At 65.2% G+C, this 23,325-nt stretch carries 24 protein-coding genes; 18 read left to right on the top strand and 6 right to left on the bottom strand.

Translation table 11 applies throughout. The features are described from left to right. Positions 1 to 5 precede the first annotated feature (5 nt). Together U8330_RS10090 and U8330_RS10085 are read right to left on the bottom strand one after the other, a co-directional pair. Positions 6 to 353: a type II toxin-antitoxin system PemK/MazF family toxin gene (locus U8330_RS10090; RefSeq protein WP_323105133.1), complete on the bottom strand. Its 348-nt coding sequence runs from the start codon at positions 351 to 353 to the stop codon at positions 6 to 8. Further along, positions 350 to 568: an antitoxin MazE-like protein gene (locus U8330_RS10085; protein WP_323105131.1), complete on the bottom strand. Its 219-nt coding sequence runs from the start codon at positions 566 to 568 to the stop codon at positions 350 to 352. The genes U8330_RS10090 and U8330_RS10085 overlap by 4 nt, the downstream gene beginning before the upstream one ends. A 196-nt stretch (positions 569 to 764) precedes the next feature. Here U8330_RS10085 and thrS point away from each other — a divergent pair, with 196 nt between their 5' ends. Beyond that, a complete protein-coding gene (thrS, locus tag U8330_RS10080; protein WP_323105130.1) occupies positions 765 to 2,753 on the top strand; it encodes a threonine--tRNA ligase in 1,989 nt (662 codons plus the stop codon). A 124-nt stretch (positions 2,754 to 2,877) separates the two neighbouring features. Here the strand turns inward: thrS and U8330_RS10075 are convergent, their stop codons facing one another. Then, positions 2,878 to 3,867 (bottom strand): hypothetical protein, encoded by a 990-nt coding sequence (locus U8330_RS10075; protein ID WP_323105128.1) that lies wholly within the window; start codon positions 3,865 to 3,867, stop codon positions 2,878 to 2,880. A gap of 132 nt (positions 3,868 to 3,999) precedes the next feature. On the opposite strand from U8330_RS10075, the gene U8330_RS10070 reads away from it, so the two are divergent. Next, positions 4,000 to 4,611, top strand: coding sequence for a nitroreductase (locus tag U8330_RS10070; protein ID WP_323105126.1), 612 nt, complete (start codon positions 4,000 to 4,002; stop codon positions 4,609 to 4,611). Beyond that, positions 4,611 to 5,213, top strand: coding sequence for a flavin reductase family protein (locus tag U8330_RS10065; RefSeq protein ID WP_323105125.1), 603 nt, complete (start codon positions 4,611 to 4,613; stop codon positions 5,211 to 5,213). Before U8330_RS10070 ends, U8330_RS10065 begins: the two co-directional genes overlap by 1 nt. Before the next feature lie 48 nt (positions 5,214 to 5,261). On the opposite strand, the gene U8330_RS10060 is transcribed toward U8330_RS10065, so the two are convergent. Then, positions 5,262 to 5,846 (bottom strand): hypothetical protein, encoded by a 585-nt coding sequence (locus U8330_RS10060; protein ID WP_323105124.1) that lies wholly within the window; start codon positions 5,844 to 5,846, stop codon positions 5,262 to 5,264. Between the two features lie 156 nt (positions 5,847 to 6,002). Here U8330_RS10060 and U8330_RS10055 point away from each other — a divergent pair, with 156 nt between their 5' ends. Beyond that, a complete protein-coding gene (locus tag U8330_RS10055; RefSeq protein WP_323105123.1) occupies positions 6,003 to 7,142 on the top strand; it encodes a DUF2336 domain-containing protein in 1,140 nt (379 codons plus the stop codon). Positions 7,143 to 7,282: 140 nt separating this feature from the next. Next, positions 7,283 to 8,308, top strand: coding sequence for an NAD-dependent epimerase/dehydratase family protein (locus U8330_RS10050; RefSeq protein WP_323105122.1), 1,026 nt, complete (start codon positions 7,283 to 7,285; stop codon positions 8,306 to 8,308). Between the two features lie 34 nt (positions 8,309 to 8,342). Here the strand turns inward: U8330_RS10050 and U8330_RS10045 are convergent, their stop codons facing one another. Beyond that, positions 8,343 to 8,861 carry a hypothetical protein gene (locus tag U8330_RS10045; RefSeq protein WP_323105121.1) on the bottom strand — a complete coding sequence of 173 codons (519 nt, stop codon included), beginning with the start codon at positions 8,859 to 8,861 and terminating at the stop codon, positions 8,343 to 8,345. A gap of 192 nt (positions 8,862 to 9,053) precedes the next feature. Here U8330_RS10045 and U8330_RS10040 point away from each other — a divergent pair, with 192 nt between their 5' ends. Continuing rightward, positions 9,054 to 9,563: a GNAT family N-acetyltransferase gene (locus tag U8330_RS10040; RefSeq protein WP_323105120.1), complete on the top strand. Its 510-nt coding sequence runs from the start codon at positions 9,054 to 9,056 to the stop codon at positions 9,561 to 9,563. A gap of 65 nt (positions 9,564 to 9,628) precedes the next feature. Here U8330_RS10040 and parE read toward each other — a convergent pair whose 3' ends face one another. Beyond that, positions 9,629 to 11,695 (bottom strand): DNA topoisomerase IV subunit B, encoded by a 2,067-nt coding sequence (parE, locus tag U8330_RS10035; protein WP_323105118.1) that lies wholly within the window; start codon positions 11,693 to 11,695, stop codon positions 9,629 to 9,631. Positions 11,696 to 11,848: 153 nt separating this feature from the next. Here parE and U8330_RS10030 point away from each other — a divergent pair, with 153 nt between their 5' ends. The 12 genes from U8330_RS10030 (at position 11,849) to U8330_RS09975 (ending at position 23,319) form a co-directional block, all read left to right on the top strand. After that, positions 11,849 to 12,727: an alpha/beta hydrolase gene (locus tag U8330_RS10030; RefSeq protein WP_323105116.1), complete on the top strand. Its 879-nt coding sequence runs from the start codon at positions 11,849 to 11,851 to the stop codon at positions 12,725 to 12,727. 126 nt (positions 12,728 to 12,853) lie between these two features. After that, positions 12,854 to 14,293: a UbiA family prenyltransferase gene (locus U8330_RS10025; protein WP_323105115.1), complete on the top strand. Its 1,440-nt coding sequence runs from the start codon at positions 12,854 to 12,856 to the stop codon at positions 14,291 to 14,293. After that, on the top strand, positions 14,293 to 15,642 hold the full coding sequence (locus tag U8330_RS10020) for an FAD-binding oxidoreductase (protein WP_323105114.1): 1,350 nt from the start codon (positions 14,293 to 14,295) through the stop codon (positions 15,640 to 15,642). Before U8330_RS10025 ends, U8330_RS10020 begins: the two co-directional genes overlap by 1 nt. A 94-nt stretch (positions 15,643 to 15,736) precedes the next feature. Then, positions 15,737 to 16,177 carry a transporter gene (locus U8330_RS10015; protein WP_323105112.1) on the top strand — a complete coding sequence of 147 codons (441 nt, stop codon included), beginning with the start codon at positions 15,737 to 15,739 and terminating at the stop codon, positions 16,175 to 16,177. Then, on the top strand, positions 16,174 to 17,184 hold the full coding sequence (locus tag U8330_RS10010) for an NAD(P)-dependent oxidoreductase (RefSeq protein ID WP_323105110.1): 1,011 nt from the start codon (positions 16,174 to 16,176) through the stop codon (positions 17,182 to 17,184). The genes U8330_RS10015 and U8330_RS10010 overlap by 4 nt, the downstream gene beginning before the upstream one ends. A 17-nt stretch (positions 17,185 to 17,201) precedes the next feature. Beyond that, complete coding sequence (locus tag U8330_RS10005; protein WP_323105108.1) at positions 17,202 to 18,662, top strand: aspartate aminotransferase family protein; 1,461 nt, start codon at positions 17,202 to 17,204, stop codon at positions 18,660 to 18,662. 102 nt (positions 18,663 to 18,764) lie between these two features. Beyond that, a complete protein-coding gene (locus U8330_RS10000) occupies positions 18,765 to 19,097 on the top strand; it encodes a type II toxin-antitoxin system RelE/ParE family toxin (protein WP_323107249.1) in 333 nt (110 codons plus the stop codon). Next, complete coding sequence (locus tag U8330_RS09995; RefSeq protein WP_323105106.1) at positions 19,094 to 19,372, top strand: helix-turn-helix domain-containing protein; 279 nt, start codon at positions 19,094 to 19,096, stop codon at positions 19,370 to 19,372. Before U8330_RS10000 ends, U8330_RS09995 begins: the two co-directional genes overlap by 4 nt. Before the next feature lie 121 nt (positions 19,373 to 19,493). Next, positions 19,494 to 20,264 carry a triose-phosphate isomerase gene (tpiA, locus tag U8330_RS09990; protein WP_323105105.1) on the top strand — a complete coding sequence of 257 codons (771 nt, stop codon included), beginning with the start codon at positions 19,494 to 19,496 and terminating at the stop codon, positions 20,262 to 20,264. Positions 20,265 to 20,430: 166 nt separating this feature from the next. Further along, positions 20,431 to 21,048, top strand: coding sequence for a preprotein translocase subunit SecG (gene secG / locus U8330_RS09985; protein WP_323105103.1), 618 nt, complete (start codon positions 20,431 to 20,433; stop codon positions 21,046 to 21,048). Positions 21,049 to 21,197: 149 nt separating this feature from the next. Further along, on the top strand, positions 21,198 to 22,826 hold the full coding sequence (locus U8330_RS09980) for a CTP synthase (RefSeq protein WP_323105101.1): 1,629 nt from the start codon (positions 21,198 to 21,200) through the stop codon (positions 22,824 to 22,826). Next, on the top strand, positions 22,819 to 23,319 hold the full coding sequence (locus tag U8330_RS09975) for a GNAT family N-acetyltransferase (RefSeq protein WP_323105099.1): 501 nt from the start codon (positions 22,819 to 22,821) through the stop codon (positions 23,317 to 23,319). The genes U8330_RS09980 and U8330_RS09975 overlap by 8 nt, the downstream gene beginning before the upstream one ends. Positions 23,320 to 23,325 lie beyond the last annotated feature (6 nt).

Raw genomic sequence — 23,325 nt, 5'->3', positions numbered from 1 at the left:
TCTGGTCACCCCGCTTGCGGGGACTCTCCGGCCAGCCCGAGAAACACCAAGATGCCTGTGTTCAGCCTCTGCAGATCTTCCGGGTCGAGACGTCCGACCCGTTTCCCGATTTTGACTTTCGGCACGGTGGTGATCTTGTCGACCATCACGCGCGACGGCGCCTTCAGCCCATTGACCGCGCTGGGCTCGATGAGAAGCCTGAAAAGGGGAGCCTCCGTCGGGTCCGAGGTAAAACCGCAGAGGGTGATGGAGAGCGTTCCGTCGAAGGCATCGTCTTGAACGATGACCACTGGTCGCGGCTTGCCCGCATAGTCGGGACCGCCTGAGACAGTCCAGATCTCGCCGCGCCTCACATCCAATCCCGGTCAGAAACGGCATCGACGAAAGACTGATCCTCGCCCGCCTCGCGGCTCTTCGCCACCGCTGCCGACTGCCGCTGCGCTTCCAGCCTAAAGCCAGGAAGGCGGACACCGGAAACGCGGATTCCCTTCGGCTCCGAACCCTGGGACTCCAGACGTTCGTGATCGACATCGACTCTGGCGTGCTGTGACTTCGGTTGCTTCGGCATGGCGGAGACTTCGTTTAATTTGATTGAAGGTAGCACCTCCGGGGCTGGACTCAAGCTGGACCTTGCCGTCTCCCTCCACCGCCTCACCCTTCCCATTGCCCCGTTTTCCCCTTATACCCGCCCGCGCACATGCCGGGCCGTCCCGGTTTTCCCACACCACCCGCATTCGTTGGCGGGACTGGATCGGAGGTTTTCGATGTCCACTGTTTCTCTGACGTTTCCCGATGGCTCGGTTCGCGATTATCCCGCCGGCTCGACCGGTCGCGATGTGGCGGAAGCCATTTCCAAGTCGCTCGCCAAGAAGGCCGTCGCCATCGCGCTCGATGGCACGCTGCGCGATCTCTCCGAACCGGTCGAGACCGGCCGGATCGAGATCGTCACCCGCGAGGACGCCCGCGCGCTCGAACTGATCCGCCACGACGCCGCCCATGTGATGGCCGAGGCCGTGCAGGAGCTCTGGCCCGGCACGCAGGTCACCATCGGGCCGGTGATCGAGAACGGCTTCTATTACGATTTTGCCAAGAACGAGCCCTTCACGCCCGACGATCTGCCGAAGATCGAGAAGCGGATGAAGGAGATCATTCAACGCAACAAGCCGTTCACCCGCGAAGTCTGGTCGCGCGACAAGGCACGCCAGGTCTTTGCCGACAAGGGCGAGAGCTACAAGGTCGAGCTGGTCGATGCGATCCCCGAAGGCCAGGACCTGAAGATTTACTACCAGGGCGACTGGTTCGACCTCTGCCGTGGCCCGCATATGGCCTCGACGGGGCAGATCGGTACGGCCTTCAAGCTGATGAAGGTGGCCGGCGCCTATTGGCGCGGCGACAGCAGCAACCCGATGCTGACCCGCATCTACGGCACCGCCTGGCAGAGCCAGGAGGATCTCGACCGCTATCTTACCATCTTGGCGGAAGCCGAGAAGCGCGACCACCGCCGCCTCGGCCGCGAGATGGACCTGTTCCATTTCCAGGAGGAAGGGCCGGGCGTCGTCTTCTGGCACGGCAAGGGCTGGCGCATGTTCCAGACGCTGGTCTCCTATATGCGCCGGCGGCTGTCCGGCACCTATCAGGAGGTCAACGCCCCCCAGGTGCTCGACAAATCGCTCTGGGAAACTTCCGGCCACTGGGGCTGGTACCGCGACAACATGTTCAAGGTGACGGTTGCCGGCGACGAGACCGATGACGATCGCGTCTTCGCGCTGAAGCCCATGAACTGCCCGGGCCATGTGCAGATCTTCAAGCACGGCTTGAAGTCCTACCGCGAACTGCCGATCCGGCTTGCGGAATTCGGCACTGTGCACCGCTACGAGCCCTCCGGCGCGCTCCACGGCCTGATGCGCGTGCGCGGCTTCACGCAGGACGATGCGCATGTCTTCTGCACCGACGAGCAGATGGCCGCAGAATGCCTGCGCATCAACGACCTCATCCTCTCCGTCTACCAGGACTTCGGCTTCGACGAGATCGTCGTCAAGCTCTCCACCCGGCCGGAGAAGCGGGTCGGCTCGGACGAGCTCTGGGACCGCGCCGAGAGCGTGATGATGGAGGTCCTAAAGACCATCGAAGAGCAGTCGGGCGGGCGCATCAAGACCGGCATCCTGCCGGGCGAGGGCGCCTTCTACGGGCCGAAGTTCGAATATACGCTGAAGGACGCGATCGGCCGCGAATGGCAGTGCGGCACCACGCAGGTCGATTTCAACCTGCCGGAACGCTTCGGCGCCTTCTATATCGACAGCAATTCAGAGAAGACCAAGCCGGTGATGATCCATCGCGCCATCTGCGGCTCGATGGAGCGCTTCCTCGGCATTCTGATCGAGAACTTCGCCGGCCACATGCCGCTCTGGGTCTCGCCGCTGCAGGTGGTGGTCGCCACCATCACCTCCGAGGCCGACGCCTATGGCGAGGAAGTGGCGGAGCTTCTGCGCGAGGCGGGCCTGACGGTGGACACCGACTTCCGCAACGAGAAGATCAACTACAAGGTCCGCGAACACTCGGTGACCAAGGTGCCGGTCATCATCGTGCTCGGCAAGCGCGAAGCCGAAGAACGCTCCGTCAACATCCGCCGCTTAGGGTCCCAGGCGCAGACGCCGATGTCGCTTGACCACGCAATCGCCGCCCTCGTGGACGAGGCCACACCGCCGGATCTCAAGCGCAAGGCGGCGGCGAAGGCGGCACGTTCGGCGGCCTGAGACGGGTACGACACAAGTAAAGCCGGCGGCTCAGTTTCTTGAGCGGCCGGCTTTCTTGTATCTTGACGGTGGTTGATCTGCTCCGAGTTCCTCACTTCGCGCCAGTCTGCGTTGACGGCCGAAATCAATCCTGCGCATTCGCATTCGCCGCTGCCTGGGCGGTGGGGGCCGAGTCGCTCAGCAGCACCTCGACATCGGTGTTCACCCCGGCGCTGACGGTGAAGTTGCGTTGGTAGATCTTTTCGTTGTTGCGGGCGATGGCGGTATATTCGCCTTCGGCGAGCACGAGCGTCGGGAAGGCGCCGACGGATTCGGAGACGACGTCGCCGGAGGAGGTGAGGATCGACCAGGCGGTGTCGGCGATCGCCTCACCGCCGGGTTCGGAGACGAGCTTCAAGGTGAGCTTGGCGGCGCGGTGCTGGATCGTCGCCTCCGTCAGCTTGCCGGCTTCCACCTGAATGTCGGCGCGGATGACCGCGTTGACCGAGCCGTAGTTGGAGACGACGTGATAGGTGCCGCTGTTCAGCCGCACGACCGTTTCCGGCTTCACATCGGCGACCACCAGCGCCCGCTCGCCATCCTCCTTCACGTCGGAGGAGAAGATCGAGAAGGAGAGTTCGCCGCGCGGAATGCGCATGTCGTTGCCGGACACGGCGTTGAGCATGACACCGCCGGCATCGAGAATCAGCGACTGGCGGTCGATAGCGCCGCTTTCGGGCACGCGAATCTTGCGCGTGGCGCCGGCCCGGCCGAAGGCGACGTTGACGAAATATTCGCCGGGGACGAGCTGAAAGCTCGCCGAGCCGCCTTGCGCGGTGGCGACCAGCGGCAGCTTGCCGTCGGAACCGGGGATCGGGCTGAAGACCCGCCAGATCAGCCCCTGTTCGACCGGGCCGCCCTTTTCCTTCAAGAGCGCGTCGAGCCGCACGTCGCGCACCGTCGGCCCCGAGGTCGAAGCGCCCGGCAGCGTCGGGCTGAAGCTGTTCAGCTTCGGCATCTTCTGGGGCTGGGACACCGTCGGGAAGCTTTTGAACGGATCGTCCTTCGCCTGGGCGAAGGCCAGCGCCGGCGCTGTGGCGAGAAGCAGGACAAGGAGGCCGGCTGGGTTACGCATGACGATGGTTGACTTCCTCTGAAGGTGGTTCCACTTGAGGGGCCGGTATGGCAATTTCGTGGCCTGCTGATGTTCCTCCGCGGCGCGCACGGATGCGCGAGCCCGCCGCGAACTTAGAGAAAACGGACCTTCATGAAAACCGAAATCAGCCTGCGCGACTATCTCGCCACGCGACGCTCCATTCCCGCCTTCCAGATGACCGGTCCGGGGCCAGACGAGGCGGAAATCCGCGAGATCCTGACGCTCGCCTCCCGCGTGCCGGACCATGGCAAGCTCGCGCCCTGGCGCTTCATCGTTTATCGCGGCGAGGAGCGGGCCCGCATCTCCGCCGGCCTGAAGGCGCTTGCGCTGGCCGCCAATCCGGCGCTGTCGGAGGAGATGATCAAGGTGGAGGAAACCCGGCTGACGCGGGCGCCGCTGGTGATAGCGGTCATCAGCACCGCCGCGCCGCATTTTAAGGTGCCGGAGTGGGAGCAGGTCATGTCGGCGGGCGCGGTCTGCCTCAATCTGCTCATGGCGGCCAATGCCTTCGGCTATTGCTCCAACTGGCTGACCGAATGGTATGCCTTCGACGAGCGGGCTTTTCCGCTGCTCGGCATCAAGCCGGGTGAAAAGGTGGCGGGCTTCATCCATATCGGCATGCCGCAACTGCCGCCGACCGAGCGGCCGCGTCCGAACCTCGACGAGATCGTCACCTATATCGGCATGCCGGACCAGGGCGCCGGGCAGGGCGGAGCGGCCTGATGTTCTACGAGACCCGCGAGAACCGCCATGGCCTGGCGCATGATCCGTTCAAGGCGATCGTCGCGCCGCGGCCGATCGGCTGGATCGGCACGCGGGCGGCCGACGGGCGGTTCAACCTTGCGCCCTATAGCTTCTTCACCGCCATCAGCGACGTGCCGAAGATGGTGATGTTCTCCTCCTCCGGCCGCAAGGATTCCGTGCGCAACATCGAGGAAACCGGCGTCTTTACCGCCAGCGTCGCCGGCCATGCTCTCGCCGAGCCGATGAACACGAGCTCCAAGCCCTTGCCGCACGGGGAGAGTGAATTTGCACATGCCGGCCTGACCCCGGTCATGGGGCAGCTGATCGAGGCGCCCTTCGTCGGCGAAGCCTATGCGGCGCTCGAATGCCGGGCGACCGAGCTGTTCCAGCCGAAGACGCTCGCCGGCACGCTGTCGGACAATCACGTCGTCATCGCCGAGGTGGTCGGCATCCATATCCGCGAGGAGGCGATCCGCGATGGCCGCTTCGACATGGCCATGGTCCGCCCCCTGGGCCGACTTGGCTACATGGACTATTGCGATGCCGGCGATGTCTTCGAGATGATGCGGCCAGGGCGATAAAGCAAAGTCGGCGGGAGCACGATTGCTCCCACCTTGGCGAACGCACGCTCAAGCATGCCCGCGCAATGCGGCCATCTGCGCGTCCTGCGCAGACAGGAGGCCGGCAAAACCGTCGGCCTTGGCAACAGCGTCGAGGCGGCCGAGCGCAGAGGGGTCGTCCAGCGTCTCCGGAAGAGCCAGATAGGCAGGAACCCGCGCATCGGCGGCGAGCAGCACGCAGCGAGCGCGTGCGGCCTGCAGGACGGCCGGGGCGCCCCGGCCGTCCGCCTCCGGCAGGCCGAGCGCGCGCGCCAGCGCCGGTTCGTCGTAGACGAGGCCACCGAGCCGGCGGGACAGGGCGCTGAACCGCGTGGGATCGAGAAAGAGCGAGGGGTGCGCGCAATGGGCGATGAGGATGGTCGACCCCACCGCCCGCCCGCTCTCCGCCTCAATGACCGAAAGCGCCACATCCGCCCGCTGCATATCGGCCGCCGCCTCCAGGCCGCTGACGAGGATGACCGAAGGCGCGAGCAGCTGGACGAGACCGTCCGGCACCTCCGTGTCGATCTGCGAGAGGTCGAGCCGCAGGCCGGGGGAGGCGGACCCGTCCGGCGGCGCCGGGCCTTCATGCTGGGTGAGATCGAGAAGCAGCATGACATCCTCCCTGGCCGATGCGCGCGCGGCAGCCTCCGGCGTGAGGCAAAGGAGGAGGGGAGCGGCAAGGGGGTTAAGGAGCATGGTGAACCAATCGTAAACCTTTGGCTGATAGGGTTTTTCTACGGGTTGATCGGGCTATCGAGTGGGGCGTACGTGATCATACAGGCTTTTCTGCGCTGGGTAGAGCGCGCCAGGACGTCCGATCGTGTCAAGGCAGCCCATACGCTCGCCTCCGCCTATGCCGGAACGAGCGGCGAGACGCTCGATCGCCAGGCGGCCGAAATGGCCATGACCTTCCTCCTCGATGATCCTTCTCCCAAGGTGCGGCTGGCGCTGGCCGAGGCCCTCGCGCCATGCCCGCATGTGCCGCGCGCGCTTCTGTTGAGCCTCGCGGAAGACCAGCCGGAAATCGCCTTTCCCATCCTCTCCCGCTCCCCCGCGCTCCTCGAGGACGACCTGATCGAACTCGCTGCCCGCGGCAGCTGCGAGCTGCGGGCCTTCATCGCCGTGCGGGAGGGCCTTTCCCGGTCCGTCTCGGCCGCCATTGCCGAGATTGGTGGTGAGGGCGAAGCCCTGCTTCTTCTGGAAAACGCGAGCGCGCGGATAGCCCGGCGGACCCTGAAACGGCTGAGCGAGCGGCTGGGCGACCGGCCGGCGCTGCGCGATGCGCTGCTGGCGCGCGCCGACCTGCCGGCCGATGCCCGCCAGCTTCTGGCCGAGCAGGTGGGCGCGGCGCTCCGCTCCACGTCCCTCGTGCAGCAGACCGTGGGCGAGGCGCGGATGCTGCGCATCACCCGCGAGGCTTGCGCCTCCGCCGCGCTCGACATGGCCGCCACCGCCGATCATGACGACATTCCGGCGCTCGTCGAGGAGCTGCGCGCCACGGACCGCCTGACCCCGAGCCTGCTTCTGCATGCGCTCTGCCTCGGGCGCATCGATTTTTCCGCCGCGGCCCTCGTCGTGCTGACGGGCCTCGCCGAGCGGCGCGTCCGGTCGATCCTCTCCGACGGCCGCGTCCATGCGGTGCGTGCGCTCTACGAAAGCGCCGGCCTCGGCCGGGACGTGAGCGCGCTCTTTGCCGAAGCCATGCTGATGCGCCGGCGCGAAAGCCGGAAAGGCGACGGCGAGGTTGCAGCCTCGATTGCCGCCGCGCTGCTGCTGCGCCTGCGGGACAGCGCCGACACGCAGGCCCTGCCGTCCGGTCTGGCAGAACTGGTCGAACGCCTGGCAATCGCCGAGGAGCGGCGCAGCGTGCGCCACTATGCGCTGCAGAGCACCCGCGAAGCGGCCTGAAACGCGGCTCGGCGCCATCCGATTTGCAAATCCAAAAACCGAACACAGGATTTGACCTGTGCTCTCAGGTGAGCGGGCCTTGGATTGACCGCGCCGCGCCACATCTTCGGGTGGGTCCGCGTTCTTCGATGGAGCCGAAAATGACCGAAGCCCTGCATTCGCCTGCGCGCCTGGTCCTGACGGGGATCGGCGGCTATCTCGGCCGCCACGTGGCGCTCACCCTTCTCGGCCACGGATACGACGTGACCGGAACGCTGCGCGACCTGCGCAAGGCGGACGGAATCCGTTCGGCCCTTGCAGCGGCGGGCGCGCCGGTGGAGCGCCTTCGCCTCGTCGCCGCGGACCTGATGGAGGATCGCGGCTGGGCCGAGGCTTTCGAGGGGGCTGAGGCGCTGGTCCACACGGCCTCGCCCTTTCCGGCGCGCAACCCGCGGGATGAAGCGCAGGTGACGGGCCCGGCCGTCGAAGGCACGCGCCGCGTGCTGCATGCCGCGGCGAAGGCCGGTATCCGCCGCATCGTGCTCACCTCCTCGATTGCCGCGGTCAGCTACGGGAGCGGGCGGGCGCCCTTTGCCGAGACCGACTGGACGGACCCGGACGGGCCGCTGGCAACGCCCTATTACCGATCCAAGACGCTCGCCGAGCGGGCAGCCTGGGAACTGGCGGCGCAGGAGAGGCTCGACCTCACGGTGCTCAATCCCGGCATGATCCTCGGGCCGATGATCGGGCAGACGGTGGGAACCTCGGTCGGCGTGCTGCGCAGCCTGCTTGCGGGCAAGTACCCGGCGCTGCCGGATTTCGCGGTGCCGGCCGTCGATGTGCGGGATGTGGCCGAGGCGCACCGGCTGGCGCTAGTCACGCCCGCCTCCGGGGGCGAACGCCTGATTCTTGCCGGCAGACCGCTCTCCATGGCCGAGATTGCCGCCACCCTGAAGGCGGTTCAGCCGGAGCGGGCGGCCAAGGTGCCGCGCATCGTGCTGCCGACCTGGCTGGCGCGAATTGCCAGCCGCTTCGATCCCGGCCTTGCCATGATCGCGAAGGAACTTGGCCGCGATGCACGGGTTTCGAGCGCCAAGGCCGAGCGGCTGCTCGGCTGGACGATGCGCCCGCAGGACGAGATGATCCACGACACAGTAACGAGCCTCGTCGCGCAGAAGATGGTCTGAGCACGGGTGGCCGAGCCCGCCGCGACAGAGCGGACTAGAAGCTGACCTTGCGTGCAATCCAGGAATAGCCCTGGCCGATCGAATGGACCGGTCCGGTGAGGACCCGCTTCAGCCTCTGGCCGTCCGGCAGGGCTCCCTTCAATAGGGCATAGGCGCGCTGCGGCAGCGGCGGAGGCGGGGCAGGCGCCGGCTCGACCGTCATGCCGGCGGCAGGCATGGCGGGCGTGACACCTGCCTGCGCCTGCGGGCTTCCCCCAGCAGCAGACTTTTCTGCATTCGGCCCCACAGCGGCGGAGGGTGGCGGGGCGGCAATCGCGCCATTGGGCGCTAGCGGGCCGGCGGCAGAGGCGATCGGCGCGTCGCCGCTCGTCTCGCACATGGCGACGACCACGGGATAGTGGGCGTCCTTCATGGCGGGAAGCTGCGTCTGCGACTGCCGATCGCAGGCCGCCACGCTCTCCCACTCACCCTTGACGGTCTTGATATAGTGGCACTGGCTGACACTGTCGTCACAGCCGAGAATCGTCATGAAAATGAGGGCGGCATTGACCATCTGCGTCTCCTTCGATTCTCTCCAGGCTAGGACAACAGCGGGCATGGAATTAAGGCGGTCGGCAAGCCGCTTCGTATCGATTTGTCACGGGCCCTCGAAGGCGCAGTGGTCGGTGAAACGCTTGTGCGTCAGAGACTTGGACCAGGTGCAGGACTCAAACTGTCAATCAATCAGCGGAAATTGCCAGACGGAATGAGAAGGAGCGTGCAAGTGTCTGTCTTGATTCAGGAAGAGCCGCCGCGGCAGCCGGAGGTCGAGAAACTGCTGCAGCAGTCGGATCGCTATGCCGCCGCGCTCTATCCCGCAGAGAGCAACCATATGGTCGATCTCGCCACGCTCGAGGGTGAAACCGTCTCCTTCTTCGTGGCGCGTCTGGAAGGGCGGGCCGTCGGCTGCTGCGCGCTCCTCGTTGCAGGCGACGGAACGGGTGAGATCAAGCGGCTCTTCGTCGAGGCCCGCGCGCGTGGAAAGCAGGCAGGCCGCGCTTTGCTGACCCGCGTGGAGGCGCGGGCGGTGGAACGGGGTCTCGCTGTGCTCCGGCTCGAAACCGGCATCCGCCAGCCGGAGGCGATTGGTCTCTATCGCGCCTTCGGCTATCGCGAAATCCCGCCCTTCGGCCCTTACGGGCCGGATCCGCTCAGCCTGTTCATGGAGAAGCGGCTGCCGGATCCAATATCGGAACGTGATCGATCAAGCCGCTGAAGAGAAACGAGAATGGGCCGCCCTCTCACGCAGCCCTTCCCTGATCGAACCCGTTTTCGGCACCTTCAGATATCGAGGTTGTCGGCGAAGGCGGCGCGTTCCTGGATGAAGCGGAAGCGGGCATCCGGCCGCGTGCCCATCAGATTGTCGACCGCATCGCGCGTCCCCTCGAAATCGACCTCGTCGATGGCGACCTTCAGGAGCGTGCGGTTCTTCGGATCCATCGTCGTATCCTTCAGCTGCGCCGGCATCATTTCGCCGAGGCCCTTGAAGCGGCCGATTTCGACCTTGCCGCGGCCGTTGAATTCCTTCTTCATCAGCTCCGCCCGGTGCGCATCGTCGCGGGCATAGAGCGTCTTCGCCCCTTGCGTGATGCGGTAGAGCGGCGGCACGGCGAGGAAGAGATGGCCGTCGCGGATCAGGTCCGGCATTTCCTGGTAGAAGAAGGTAATGAGCAGCGAGGCGATATGGGCACCGTCGACATCGGCATCGGTCATGACGATGATCCGCTCGTAGCGCAGGTCCTCGCTGCGATATTTCGAGCGCGTGCCGCAGCCGAGTGCCTGGATGAGATCGGCGAGCTGCTGGTTGGCCCCGAGTTTCTCGCGGCCGGCGCTGGCCACATTCAGGATCTTGCCGCGCAGCGGCAGAATCGCCTGGTTGGCGCGGTTGCGGGCCTGCTTGGCCGAGCCGCCGGCCGAATCGCCCTCGACGATGAAGAGCTCGGCGCCATCGGCGGTGTTCTGCGCGCAATCGGCCAGCTTGCCGGGCAGGCGCAGCTTGCGGACCGCGCTCTTGCGGTTGACTTCCTTCTCCTTGCGGCGCCGCAGTCGTTCGTCCGCGCGCTCGATCACCCAGTCCAGCAGCTTGGCGGCCTCCTGCGGATTGTCGGCCAGGAAGTGGTCGAAAGGATCCCGCAGCGCATTCTCGACGATCCGCTGCGCCTCGACGGTCGCCAGCTTGTCCTTGGTCTGGCCAACGAATTCCGGCTCGCGGATGAAGACGGACAACATGCCCGCCGCCGAGATCATCACGTCATCGGTGGTGATGATCGCGGCGCGCTTGTTCTGCGTCAGCTCCGCATAGGTCTTAAGACCCTTGGTCAGCGCAATGCGCAGGCCGGCCTCATGCGTGCCGCCTTCCGGGGTGGGAATGGTGTTGCAATAGGAGTGGACGACCGAGTCGCCCCCATACCAGGTCACCGCCCATTCGAGCGAGCCGTGGCCGCCGGACTTTTCGCTCTTGCCGGCGAAGATCTCGCGGGTCACGGTGAACTCGCTGCCCATCGTCGCCTTGAGATAGTCCTTCAGGCCGCCGGGGAAGTGGAAGACCGCCTTGTCCGGCGTCTCCGTGCCTTCGACCAGGCTCGGATCGCAAGACCAGCGGATTTCGACGCCGCCGAAGAGATAGGCCTTGGAGCGCGCCATGCGGAACAGGCGCGCCGGATCGAACTTCGCATGGGCGCCGAAGATGTCCGGATCGGGGTGGAAGCGCACGCGGGTGCCGCGGCGGTTCTGCACCTCGCCCAGCTCCTCCAGCCCCCCCTGCGGAATGCCGCGCGAGAAGCGCTGGCGGAAAAGACGGCGGTTGCGCGCCACCTCCACCTCGAGCAGATCGGACAGCGCATTGACGACCGAAACGCCAACGCCATGCAGGCCGCCGGAGGTTTCGTAGACCTTGCTGTCGAACTTGCCGCCGGCATGCAGCACGGTCATGATGACTTCGAGCGTCGACTTGCCCGGAAACTTCGGATGGTTCTCGACCGGAATGCCGCGGCCATTGTCGGTCACCGTCAGGCAACCTTCGGCATCCAGATGCACGTCGATGAAATTGGCATGGCCGGCCACCGCCTCGTCCATCGAATTGTCGATGACTTCGGCAAAGAGATGGTGCAGCGCCTTCTCGTCCGTCCCGCCGATATACATGCCGGGCCGGCGGCGCACCGGCTCCAGCCCTTCGAGGACCTCGATGGCGGAGGCGTCATACTCCGCTTCCTTGCCTTTCGAGGGCGGCGGGGCAGGGGTTTCGCGCGGGCGAGGCTCGGGCTTTGGCGTGCCGCTGCCGCTCTGCGGTGCCGGCTGGCGGGGACGCTTCGGCGGCTCATCGGAGAAAAGGTCGTTGCTGTCGGTCATCTCTTCCGTCAAACGTCTGGTCGTGAAAGGGGCGCGATTCCGGTCCACGAGATGTTGAACCGCGCCGGAATGGTGGTCCTTCATAGCGCCGCACTGCTCCCGGCGGAAGGGCCGAAGCGCCCTTGAGATCAAAAAGGGAACAAATTCTCGCCCATGGCCCGCTTTTTCCGCCTTGCCGCCGCAGCGGCCCTCGTTGCATCTTTCGTTTCCGGTCCCGCAGCCGCGTTGACCCTCAAGCCGTTCAAGGACGAGCTGTTCGCCTATGGCCCCGTGCTGGAGGAGAAGGATGGCGGCGACTGGAGCGTGATCGACTATCAGGAGATGCGCGACATCAACGGGCGTGACGACGTGCCGGAGCGGCGCGTCAAGCGCGCCTATGTCTCGCTCGGCGTCAAGCGGCAGCAGGCCAACGAGACCCTGCAGCTCGGCGGGCGGAGCCTCGACGTGTTTCGGGCGGGGCAGGCGGATGGAGCGGCCTTCACGGTCATCTTCATCCATGGGCGCGGCGGCGACCGGCGGCTCGGCGCAAACGACTATTCCTTCGGCGGCAATTTCAACCGGCTGAAGAACCTCGCCGTCGAGAATGGCGGTGTCTACTACGCCCCAAGCGCGCGCAGCTTCGACATGGATGGGGTCGGCGACATCGCGGCCCTGATCGCCGAAAGCGCCCGGCGGTCGCCCGGCCGTCCGATCGTCCTGTCCTGCGCATCGATGGGCAGCTTTCTCTGCTGGGGCGTGACGCGGAATGCCGAGGCGGTCTCGCATCTTGCGGGCATGATGATCATGGGCGGCGCCACCGATCCGAACTTCTTGAAGAGTGCCGCCTTCAAGGCCCGCCTGCCGATGTTCTTCAGCCATGGCAGCGCCGACAAGACCTATGCCGCCACCGACCAGGCCGAGCTCTACCGGCAATTGAAGGCCAGGAACTACCCGACCCGGTTCGTGCTGTTCGAGACCGGATCGCACGGCACCCCGGTCCGTATGACGGATTGGCGCGCTGCGCTGAACTGGATCATGATGCGATCAAGTTGAACGATCGCATTCGTCTGGCTTTAACCAGGGTTCGACTTTGGCGCCCGGTGGACAAGGCGCGTTTGGATTTCGGAAAGCGTCCTCTGCCAGTCTCCCCCGCAACTGTTCAAGCGGGGTTTACCTTTCATGGATGCGCGTACAGATAGCCGGCATATTCCGCTCTGTGTCGATCTCGACGGCACGTTGCTTGCGGCCGACACGCTTTGGGAGGGGGCGGCCGTCGTCCTCTTCCGCAATCCGTTCATGATCGTCGCCATGATCTACTGGGCGCTGTGCGGCAAGGCCCGGCTCAAGCACGAGGTCGCCGCGCGTTCGGGCCGCGAGGCCCGCGACTGGCCCTATCGCGAAGCGGTGCTGGCACGGCTCCAGGTGGAGAAGCAGACGGGCCGGCCGATCCTTCTCGTGACCGGTGCCGCCGAAAAGGTGGCACTCGGCGTTGCGGACCATGCCGGCGTCTTCGATGGCGTCATCCATTCGTCGAAGGATCTGAACCTCACCCACTCTTCCAAGCGCGCAGCCTTGGTCGCCCGGTTCGGGGAGGGCGGCTTCGACTATATGGGCAACAGCCGCGACGACATTCCGGCCTTCGACGCCGCGCGCCGCGCGATCGTCGTCGCACCGGATGGCGCGGCCGAGGCCTGGCGCCGCAGCCATGATGCCGAACGACTCGACACCGGCCCGGTCAGCCCGTTGACGCCGCTGAAGTCGATCCGCGTCCATCAATGGGCCAAGAACGTGCTGATCGGCGTGCCGATGGTTTTGAACCACGACATCCTGCACATGGATGCGCTGATCAACACCGTGGTTGCCTTCTTCGCCTTCTCGTTCCTCGCCAGCGCCGTCTATGTCATCAACGATCTCTCGGACCTGACCAACGACCGCCGTCACCCGAAGAAGCGGAACCGGCCGCTGGCGAGCGGCAAGATGTCGGTGCCGGTCGGGCTCGCTCTGGCCGCGGCCCTGCTGCTTGCCTCGCTGTCGCTGACGCTGACCATGCCGATCGAGTTCATGGGCGTGCTGGCGCTCTATGCCGCGACGACCACGGCCTATACCTTCGTGCTCAAGCGCAAGCTGCTGATCGACGTCTTTACCCTGGCCGGGCTTTACACGGTGCGCATCGCCGCCGGCTCTGCAGCCACCGATACCGAGCTCTCCTTCTGGCTGCTCGCCTTCTCGATCTTCTTCTTCCTCAGCCTGGCGCTGGTGAAGCGCTATGTCGAACTGGACGAGCATGGCGGTCTCGATGGAACCGCCGTTCCCGGGCGCGGCTATGTGCCGGTGGATTTCGAAATGGTCGGACAGGCCGGCGTGTCGGCCGCCTTTGCCGCCGCTCTCGTCCTTGCGCTCTATATCCAGAGCAAGGAAATGATGGAGATGTATGCCCAGCCCTGGGCGCTCTGGCCGCTCTGCCCGCTCGTGCTCTATCTTCTGCTGCGCATCTGGATGCTCGCCCGCCGCTCCAAGCTGCACGAGGATCCGGTCGTGTTCATCATGCGCGACTGGCGCAGCCTGCTGACCATGGCGATCGGGGCCTGCCTCGTCGTCGTCGGGGCGATCGGTCACTGATGGCAGCCTCCACACATCCAAGCTGGGGCCGGTTGACCAGCGGGTTCCACCCAGCCATCAGCGTCGAGGCCTATGAAGGCGCGGTCGCGGCCGGCGGATCAGGCGAGGGGGCGCGGGCGATCGGCGAGGGCAGCTTCCTGCCCTATGGCAATGGCCGCTCCTATGGCGACAGCTGCCACAACGACCGCGGGGCCCTGATCGAGGTGCGCCCGCGCGCCCGCATCCTCTCCTTCGATCCCGGCACCGGCGTGATCCTGTGCGAGGCGGGCGTGACGCTGCGGGAGGTTCTGGAGCGGGCGATCCCGCATCGCTTCTTCCTGCCGGTCACGCCCGGCACCGCCTTCGTGACCGTCGGCGGCGCGCTCGCCAATGATGTCCATGGCAAGAACCACCATGCCCGCGGGACCTTCGGCCATCATGTCAGGCGCTTCACACTGCTGCGCTCGTCCGGCGATCTGCTCACCTGCTCGCCGAGCGAGAATGCCGCGCTCTTTGCCGCCACGATCGGGGGGATGGGGCTGACCGGCCTGGTGCTGACCGTCGAGCTCACCTTGATGAAGGTGCCGTCGCCGCATGTGCAGCAGCACGCGATCCGTTTCAATACGCTCGACGACTACTTCGCCATGATCGACCGGGTGGATGGCGAGCACGAATATTCGGTCGCCTGGATCGACCAGCTGGCCCGCGGCCGCAAGACGGGCCGGGGGATCCTGCTGGCCGGCGACCATGCCGACGGCTCCTGCGAGTTTCCCGACTTGCCGCGAGGCCTCACTCTCGGCGTCCCCTTTTCGCCGCCGGTCAATCTGCTCAACCGATTGACCCTGACGGCGTTCAACGCCGCCTATCTGCGCAAGGCAAAGGCGGGCGAGACGGTCGAGACCGTCAAATGGCCGGGCTATTTCTACCCACTCGACGCGGTCGCCGACTGGAACCGCCTCTATGGCCCCAACGGCCTCTACCAGCACCAGAGCGTCTTTCCGGAAGCGCATGCTCCCGACATCGTCGTCCGGCTGATGGAGACGGCACGCAGGGCCGGCCACGCCTCGTTCCTCACCGTGCTGAAGCGCTTCGGCAGCCTTGCGCCACGTGGCCTCCTGTCCTTTGCGCGGCCCGGTTTCACCTTGACGCTCGATTTCGCCAACCAGGGTGAACAGACCCTGAAGCTTCTCGATGCGCTGGACGCGATCGTCCTTGAGGCCGGTGGGGCGATCAACCCCTACAAGGATGCCCGCATGCGGCCCGAGACCTTCGTGGCCTCCTTCCCGAACTACAGGAACCTGGAGGCGCTGCGCGACCCCGCCATGGTTTCGAATTTCTGGACGCGCACCGCGCTCGCTGTCGAAAAATGAGAATGCATAAAATTTGAATCAAAGAAATCAATGCGTTTCACGGAATTTTGGACTCTGCTTGATAGAGACGGTGACGTGAAAAGAGGACCAGTCGATGAAGTACATCCCTTTCATTTTGTTCACCGTGGCGACCAACGCCGCCGCTCAGCTGATGCTGAAGCAGGGCATGATGTCGCTCGGTCCGCTGAGCTTTACCGGTGAGACGCTGATCGCCCGGATCTTCCAGATCCTGTTCAATCCGTGGGTCTTTGCCGGCCTTGCCACCTTCGCCATCTCCATGGCCTCGCATCTTTTCGTCCTCTCCAAGGTCGAGCTGTCCTTCGCCTATCCCTTCCTGTCGCTCGCCTATGTCGTGGTCGCGGTCATCGCCTACTTCGTCTTTCGCGAGGACATCAACAGCTGGCGCATCGCCGGCATCGCCTTCATCTGCGTCGGCACGGTGCTGATCGCCCAGTCGGGCCGCGGCCCGGCGGATGCGCCCGCCCCCCTCGACGCCGCCCATGCCAACACTGCTCAAATCGGGAGCCCGACATGAAACATGTGATCTTCGGTGGCGATGGTTTCGTCGGCCGCCACCTTGCCGAACGCCTGGTCAATGAAGGCGAAGAGGTTCTCGTCGCCGACATCGTCAAGTCCGACCTGCCGCATTACGGCCGTGTCGCCTTCGTCCACTGCGATGTGACCGACCCCGCCCAGGTCGCCAAGGTCTCGATCGGCCCGGACGACATGGTCTACAACATGGCGGCCAAGATGCTCTCGCCGCTGCAGATCCGCTCCAAGCGCTGGCAGTTCTTCTGGCCGGTCAATTATTATGGCGCAGAGAACATCATGAAGGCGACGGCCGCGGCCGGCGCCAGCCGGCTGGTGCAGTTCACCACCGACATGATCTACGGCCACACCGTGCAATCGCCGCAGACCGAGGATCATCCGGCCAAGCCGCTCGGCGAGTATGGCAAGTCCAAGCTCGCGACCGAAGAGCTCGCCTATGAATGGCGCAAGCACGGGCTGAACATCTCGATCTTCCGCCCGCGCCTCATCATCGGTCCCGGCCGGCTCGGCATTCTCGAAAAGCTGTTCAAGCTGATCGATGCCAATCTGCCTGTGCCGATGATCGGCTCCGGCAAGGCGCCTTACCAGTTCATCTCGGTCTTCGATTGCGCCGAGGCCGCGCGTCTTGCCTGGAAGGGCGGCGTGCCGAATGCGGAATACAATCTCGGCTCCGACAACCCGCCCTCCGTACGCCAGCTGCTCGGCGGCCTCATCCAGCATGCAGGCTCAAAGTCGATCCTCATCCCGACGCCGGGCTTTGCCGTCAAGGCCACACTCGCCGCCTTCGATGCGATCAACCTGCCGATCATGGATCCCGAGCAATATCTCATCGCCGATGAGATGTGCGTGCGGGAAACCGGCAAGCTGAAGCGCGAGCTCGGCTGGCGGCCGCAATACAATGACGGCGCCATGCTGATCGCTGCCTACGACGAATACCGCGCCAAGAAGACCAGGGGCGCTTATGCCACTCCCGCCGCCGTGCCGGCCGAATAAGGAAAGAGGGAATCATCATGCTCGATAAGCCCGCCCGCGTCGTTCTCGATGCGCCGTCCCTCGACAGCCCGCCGCCGGCCCTGCCGAAGCCGAAGCTCCTCACCGTCGACGACGCCAAGGCGCTGACCGTTCCGGAGATGACGACCCTCTTCAAAGACCACGTGAACCCCGGCCAGCTGCATTTCATGAAGCTGCTCGGCTTCCACAAGGTCAAGGTCGAGAGCGCGGAGGGGATGTATTACACCGACCAGAACGGGCGGAAGATCCTCGACTTCTTCGGCGGTTTCGGCTCGCTCGCCTTCGGTCATAACCATCCCCGCATCGTGGCGGCCCGCAAGGCCTTCCAGGATGAGAAGCGCCACGAGATCGCCATCGCCTTCATGTCGCAATATGCGGCGGCCTTCGCCAAGAACCTCGCAACCATCGCGCCGGGCGACCTCGACATGGTCTTCCTCGGCTCCTCCGGCTCCGAGGTCATGGAAGCGGCGATGAAGCTTGCGGAGCGGGCGGCGGGGCCGAAGCGGCCGAAGGTCGTCTACGCCGAGAATTCCTTCCACGGCAAGACGAAGGGCGTGCTGAACATCACCGATGGCCAGCTCTACCGCGCCGACTTTGCCGTCTCCGGCAATACGGTGCGCGTGCCGTTCGGCGATCTGCAGGCGATCGAGGCCGCCTTCCGCGCCGATCCGCAGATCGGGTCGATCGTGCTCGAAACCATCCAGGGCGGCGGCGGCATCATCCGTGCCCCCGATGGTTTCTGGAAGGAGCTGCGCGCGCTCTGCGACCGCTACGGTGTCATCTGGGTGGCCGATGAAGTGCAGTGCGGCTATGGCCGCTCGGGCCGCTTCTTCGCCTTCGAGCATGAGAATGTCGTGCCCGACATCACCGCGCTCGCCAAGTCGCTCGGCGGCGGCAAGGCGGCGGTGGGCGCGATGATCGCGCGGCGCGAGATCTACATGAAGGCCTATGGCACGCCGAAGACGGCGATGATTCACGCCATGGCGACCTTCGGCGGCATGGGCGAGGCCTGCGTCACCGCAATCGAGGCCCTCAATGTCATGTATGACGAGGACCTGATCGAAAACGCGGCCGTCCAGGGCGACTACCTGCTGGAGCGCCTGGAGGCGCTGCGTGCGAAGTATCCGAAGATCATCAAGGACGTCCGCGGGCAGGGGCTCATGGTCGGCCTCGAGTTCCAGGATTTCAGCCAGACGCTGCCGATGGTGCTGCGTCCGGTCGTCGCGATGCTCGACGACAAGCTGAAGGGCTCGCTGTCCGGCTTTATCGGCGCCTTGCTGCTGCGTGATTACAACACGCTCGTCGCCTTTACGGAGTACAACCGCAACGTCATCCGCCTGGAGCCGCCGCTCATCTGCGAGCGCCACCATGTCGACCAGTTCGTCGATGCGCTGGACGACCTGCTTGGCCGCGGCATCGTCCGCATCGTGAAAGACTTCGTCGGCAGCCAGATGGGCTGAGGACGCACGCCCTTGGGAGCGAGGACGGAAAGGCCGGACCCGGAGGAGGGGTTCGGCCTTTTTTGCTTGTGGTGTATTGAGAATGTCTCATATACCGTCCCAATGAAGCCGATCATCTTTCTTGGCGATGCCTTGGACGGACTTCGTCGCTTTCCCAACGATGCGCGGAGGGAGGCCGGTTACCAGCTCGACAAGGTGCAGAAGGGCGCCGATCCCTCGGACTGGAAGCCGATGCCGTCGATCGGGCGGGGTGTGCGCGAGATCCGCATCCGCGACCTCGCAGGAGCCTTTCGCGTCCTCTATGTCGCGCATTTCCCCGACGCCGTTTTCGTGCTTCACTGCTTTGAGAAGAAGACGGAGAAGACGGCACGTCGGGATCTCGAACTCGCCGCGAAGCGGTATCTGCAGCTGAGAAGGGAGGCGGACAAACGATGAGGCAGAGCTTTTCCAGTGTGTGGGATGCGATCGAAGACTCCGCTCCCGCAGTCGAAAACATGAAGTTCCGGGCGACGATCATGCAGGCTCTCGAGGAGCATCTCAAGGCGAAGCGCTGGACGCCGGCCGAAGCGGCGGACAATCTCGGGCTGTCTGAGGCGCGGGTCTCGGATCTGATGGACGGGAAGATTACGCAGTTTAGCCTCGACAGTCTCGTCAACCTAGCCGCGGTTGCCGGATTGCATATCGAGCTCAGCGTTTCAACCGCTGCCTGACGCCGATTGCCTGCCCTTCGGGAAACCGAAAGCAGGCTCTTCACGCGCTTGCGAACACTGCTTCCCACCGTCACCGCGATTTGTTAGTCGAATGGCTTGATGGTTTGGGAGGAGAGGCTGAATGACCCCGGATGTGCGCCCGCTCGTGGCAGGCAATTGGAAGATGAACGGGCTGCGCGCCTCGCTGGATCAGCTGAAGGCGATCGGCGAGGGGGTCAAGGGGCCGCTGTCGGACAAGGTGGAGAGCCTGATCTGCCCGCCCGCAACGCTGCTCTATGTCGCGACTGCGGTGGTGACGGAAAGCCCGCTGGCGATCGGCGCCCAGGACTGCCACACCGCCATATCCGGCGCGCATACCGGTGACATTTCCGCCGAGATGATCGCGGACTGCTTCGGCACCTATGTCATCGTCGGCCATTCCGAGCGGCGCACCGACCATGCGGAAAGCGATGCGCTGGTGCGCGCCAAGGCGGAGGCCGCCCTGGCTGCCGACGTGGCGGCGATCATCTGCATCGGCGAGACGGGGGACGAGCGCAAGGCGGGCCAGACCCTGGACGTGCTGGAGCGACAGCTGCGCGACTCGGTGCCGGATGGCGCAACGGCGGCACGCGTCGTGATCGCCTACGAGCCGGTCTGGGCGATCGGCACCGGGCTCACACCCTCCGCTGCCGATGTCGAGGAGGCGCATGCCTTCCTGCGGGCCGAGCTGATCGCGCGCTTCAGCAGCGAAGGCAAGTCGATCCGTATCCTCTATGGCGGATCGGTGAAGCCGGGCAATGCTGCGGACCTGATGGCGATCGCCAATGTCGATGGCGCCCTGATCGGCGGGGCGAGCTTGAAGGCGGAGGATTTCCTCGCCATCTATCGGTCCTATGAAACACTGCTTGCCTGAGGGCAGGGCGAAAACCCCGTGCCTTGCGCGCGGGGCTTGGAATAGCGGGCGGCTTGGTGTAGTGAGCCCCGAAACCGAAATTTGAGCTGCGCAGGCGCGGCCGACGAAACGCGGCCGCGGCCGCGCTCGGCCGGTTCCGGCGCGTGGCTGAGGCAGGACTGGACCTATGCAGACCGTATTGCTTGTCATCTATCTCATGGTCGTGCTGGCGCTGATTGGCGTCGTGCTGATCCAGCGTTCCGAAGGCGGCGGTCTCGGCATCGGCGGCGGCTCGGGCTTCATGTCCGCCCGCGGCACGGCCAATGCGCTGACCCGCACCACCGCCATCCTGGCCGCTCTGTTCTTCATCCTGGCGCTGGCCATGGGCATCTATGCGCGCTACCAGCCGAGCCCGACCAGCGTTCTCGACCGAATCCCCGGCACGACGAACAACGGCAATGGCGTCCTGGATTCGCTTGGCGGCGGCGAGGCGACGACGCCTCCGGCCAACCAGACCAACGGCCAGGCTCCGGCCACCGAGATCCCGTCCGCCCCGGCCCAGCAGGCGCCCGCCGCTCCGGCGGGCGATGCCCCGGCCGCGCCGGCTGCCCAGGCTCCGGCAGCGGATGCACCGGCACCTTCGGCACCGGCCACGCAGGCTCCGGCCACCGAAGCTCCGGCTTCGACGCCGGCCGCCCCGGCGGCTTCCACGCCTGCCGCTCCGACCACCGATTCGGCACCCGCCTCGGGGGCCGCACCTGCCACGCCTCCGGCAACCGGAACGCAGGTCCCGAGCGGGCAGTAAGCCGCTCCTGAACTGAACCGACCGGCGGGACGAAAACTCCCGCCGGTTTTCATTTGTGTCCGTACTCTCAGCGAACCGACCGGGAAAACCGGGCGCGGGCGAATTTTTGGGTGGCGGAATCGTTTCCAAGAAGGTATCCGGTCAAGCCCATGGCGCGATATGTCTTCATCACCGGCGGCGTGGTTTCTTCCCTTGGTAAGGGGATTGCCGCAGCCGCTCTCGGCGCGTTGCTGCAGGCTCGGGGTTACCGGGTGCGGCTTCGCAAACTCGACCCCTATCTCAACGTCGATCCCGGCACGATGAGCCCGACCCAGCACGGCGAAGTCTTCGTGACCGACGACGGTGCGGAGACCGATCTCGATCTCGGTCACTACGAGCGCTTCACCGGCCGCTCGGCGACCCGAACGGACAACATCACCACCGGGCGGATCTACAAGAACATCATCGACAAGGAACGGCGCGGCGACTATCTCGGCGCCACCGTTCAGGTGATCCCGCACGTCACCAACGAGATCAAGGCCTTCGTCACCGAAGGCAATGACGACTATGATTTCGTGATCTGCGAGATTGGCGGCACGGTCGGCGACATCGAGGCCATGCCCTTCATGGAGGCGATCCGCCAGCTTGGCAACGATCTGCCCCGCAACACGGCTGTCTACGTCCATCTGACGCTGATGCCCTATATCCCGGCTGCCGGGGAATTGAAGACCAAGCCGACGCAGCATTCGGTCAAGGAACTGCAGGCGCTCGGCATTCATCCGGACATTCTGCTGGTGCGCGCCGATCGCGAGATCCCCGAAGCTGAGCGGCGCAAGCTGTCGCTGTTCTGCAATGTCCGCGCTTCGGCGGTCATCCAGGCGCTCGACGTCCAGTCCATCTACGACGTGCCGATCGCCTATCACAAGGAAGGCCTCGACTCGGAAGTGCTGGCCGCCTTCGGCATCGAGCCGGCGCCGAAGCCGCGGCTGGAGAATTGGGAAAACGTTTTCGACCGCATCCGCACGCCGGAGGGCGAGGTCACGATCGCGATCGTCGGCAAATATACCGGCCTGAAGGACGCCTATAAGTCGCTGATCGAAGCGCTTTACCACGGCGGGATCGCCAATCGGGTGAAGGTGAAGCTCGAATGGATCGAGTCGGAGATCTTCGAGAAGGAGGATCCGGCTCCCTGGCTCGAAAAGGTCAACGGCATTCTCGTTCCCGGCGGCTTCGGCGAGCGCGGCTCGGAGGGCAAGATCCTGGCGGCGCGGTTTGCCCGCGAGCGAAAGGTGCCCTATTTCGGCATCTGCTTCGGCATGCAGATGGCGGTCGTCGAGGCGGCGCGCAATCTAGCCGGCATCGAACAGGCATCGTCCACCGAATTCGGCCCGACAAGCGAGCCGGTCGTGGGCCTCATGACCGAGTGGATCAAGGGCAACGCGCTGGAGAAACGCTCGGCGGCCGGCGACCTTGGCGGAACCATGCGGCTCGGCGCCTACAAGGCGGCCCTGAAGAAGGGCACGAAGATCGCCGAAATCTATGGCTCCAGCGACATTTCCGAGCGCCATCGCCACCGCTATGAGGTCAATGTCGATTACAAGGATCGGCTGGAGCAGTGCGGCCTCGTCTTCTCCGGCATGTCGCCGGATGGCGTGCTGCCGGAAACGGTGGAATATCCCGACCATCCCTGGTTCATTGGCGTGCAGTACCACCCGGAGCTGAAATCGCGTCCCCTCGATCCGCATCCGCTGTTCTCAAGCTTCATCGAAGCGGCGGTGGAGCAGGGCCGCCTTGTCTGAGCCTCGGGCCGAGCCGCGCATCCGCCCGGCCAGAGCCGATGAGGCAGACGCCATCCTCGCGCTGATCCTGCCGATCCAGCGCGAGGAGTTCGGGATCGAGATTTCGGCCGCAGACCAGCCGGATCTTTTCAACCTCGACCCATTCTACCGTCAGGGCGCCGGCCAGTTCTGGGTCGCGGAGATCGACGGGACAATCCTCGGCACCATCGCGCTCAAGGATCTGGGAGGCGGGGTGGGGGCGTTGCGGAAGATGTTCGTGGCCGCGGGATGGCGCGGCCGGGACCATGGCATTGCCACATCCCTCCTCGACACGCTTCTCGCGCACGCATCAGCGCATGATCTGACCACGATCGTCCTCGGAACGACGGATCGTTTCCTTGCCGCCCATCGGTTCTACGAGAAACATGGTTTCGAGGCGATCGCCGCCCATGACCTGCCTGAGGTCTTCCCCCGCATGGCGGTCGACACCAGGTTCTATCGACGGCTGTTGTGACGAGGC

Origin of the sequence: Rhizobium sp. CC-YZS058 (genome assembly GCF_034720595.1) — a bacterium.
Classification (GTDB): Bacteria; Pseudomonadota; Alphaproteobacteria; order Rhizobiales; family Rhizobiaceae; genus Ferranicluibacter.
Note: the sequence above shows the minus strand (reverse complement) of the source record. Positions and strands in the feature narration are given on the sequence as shown.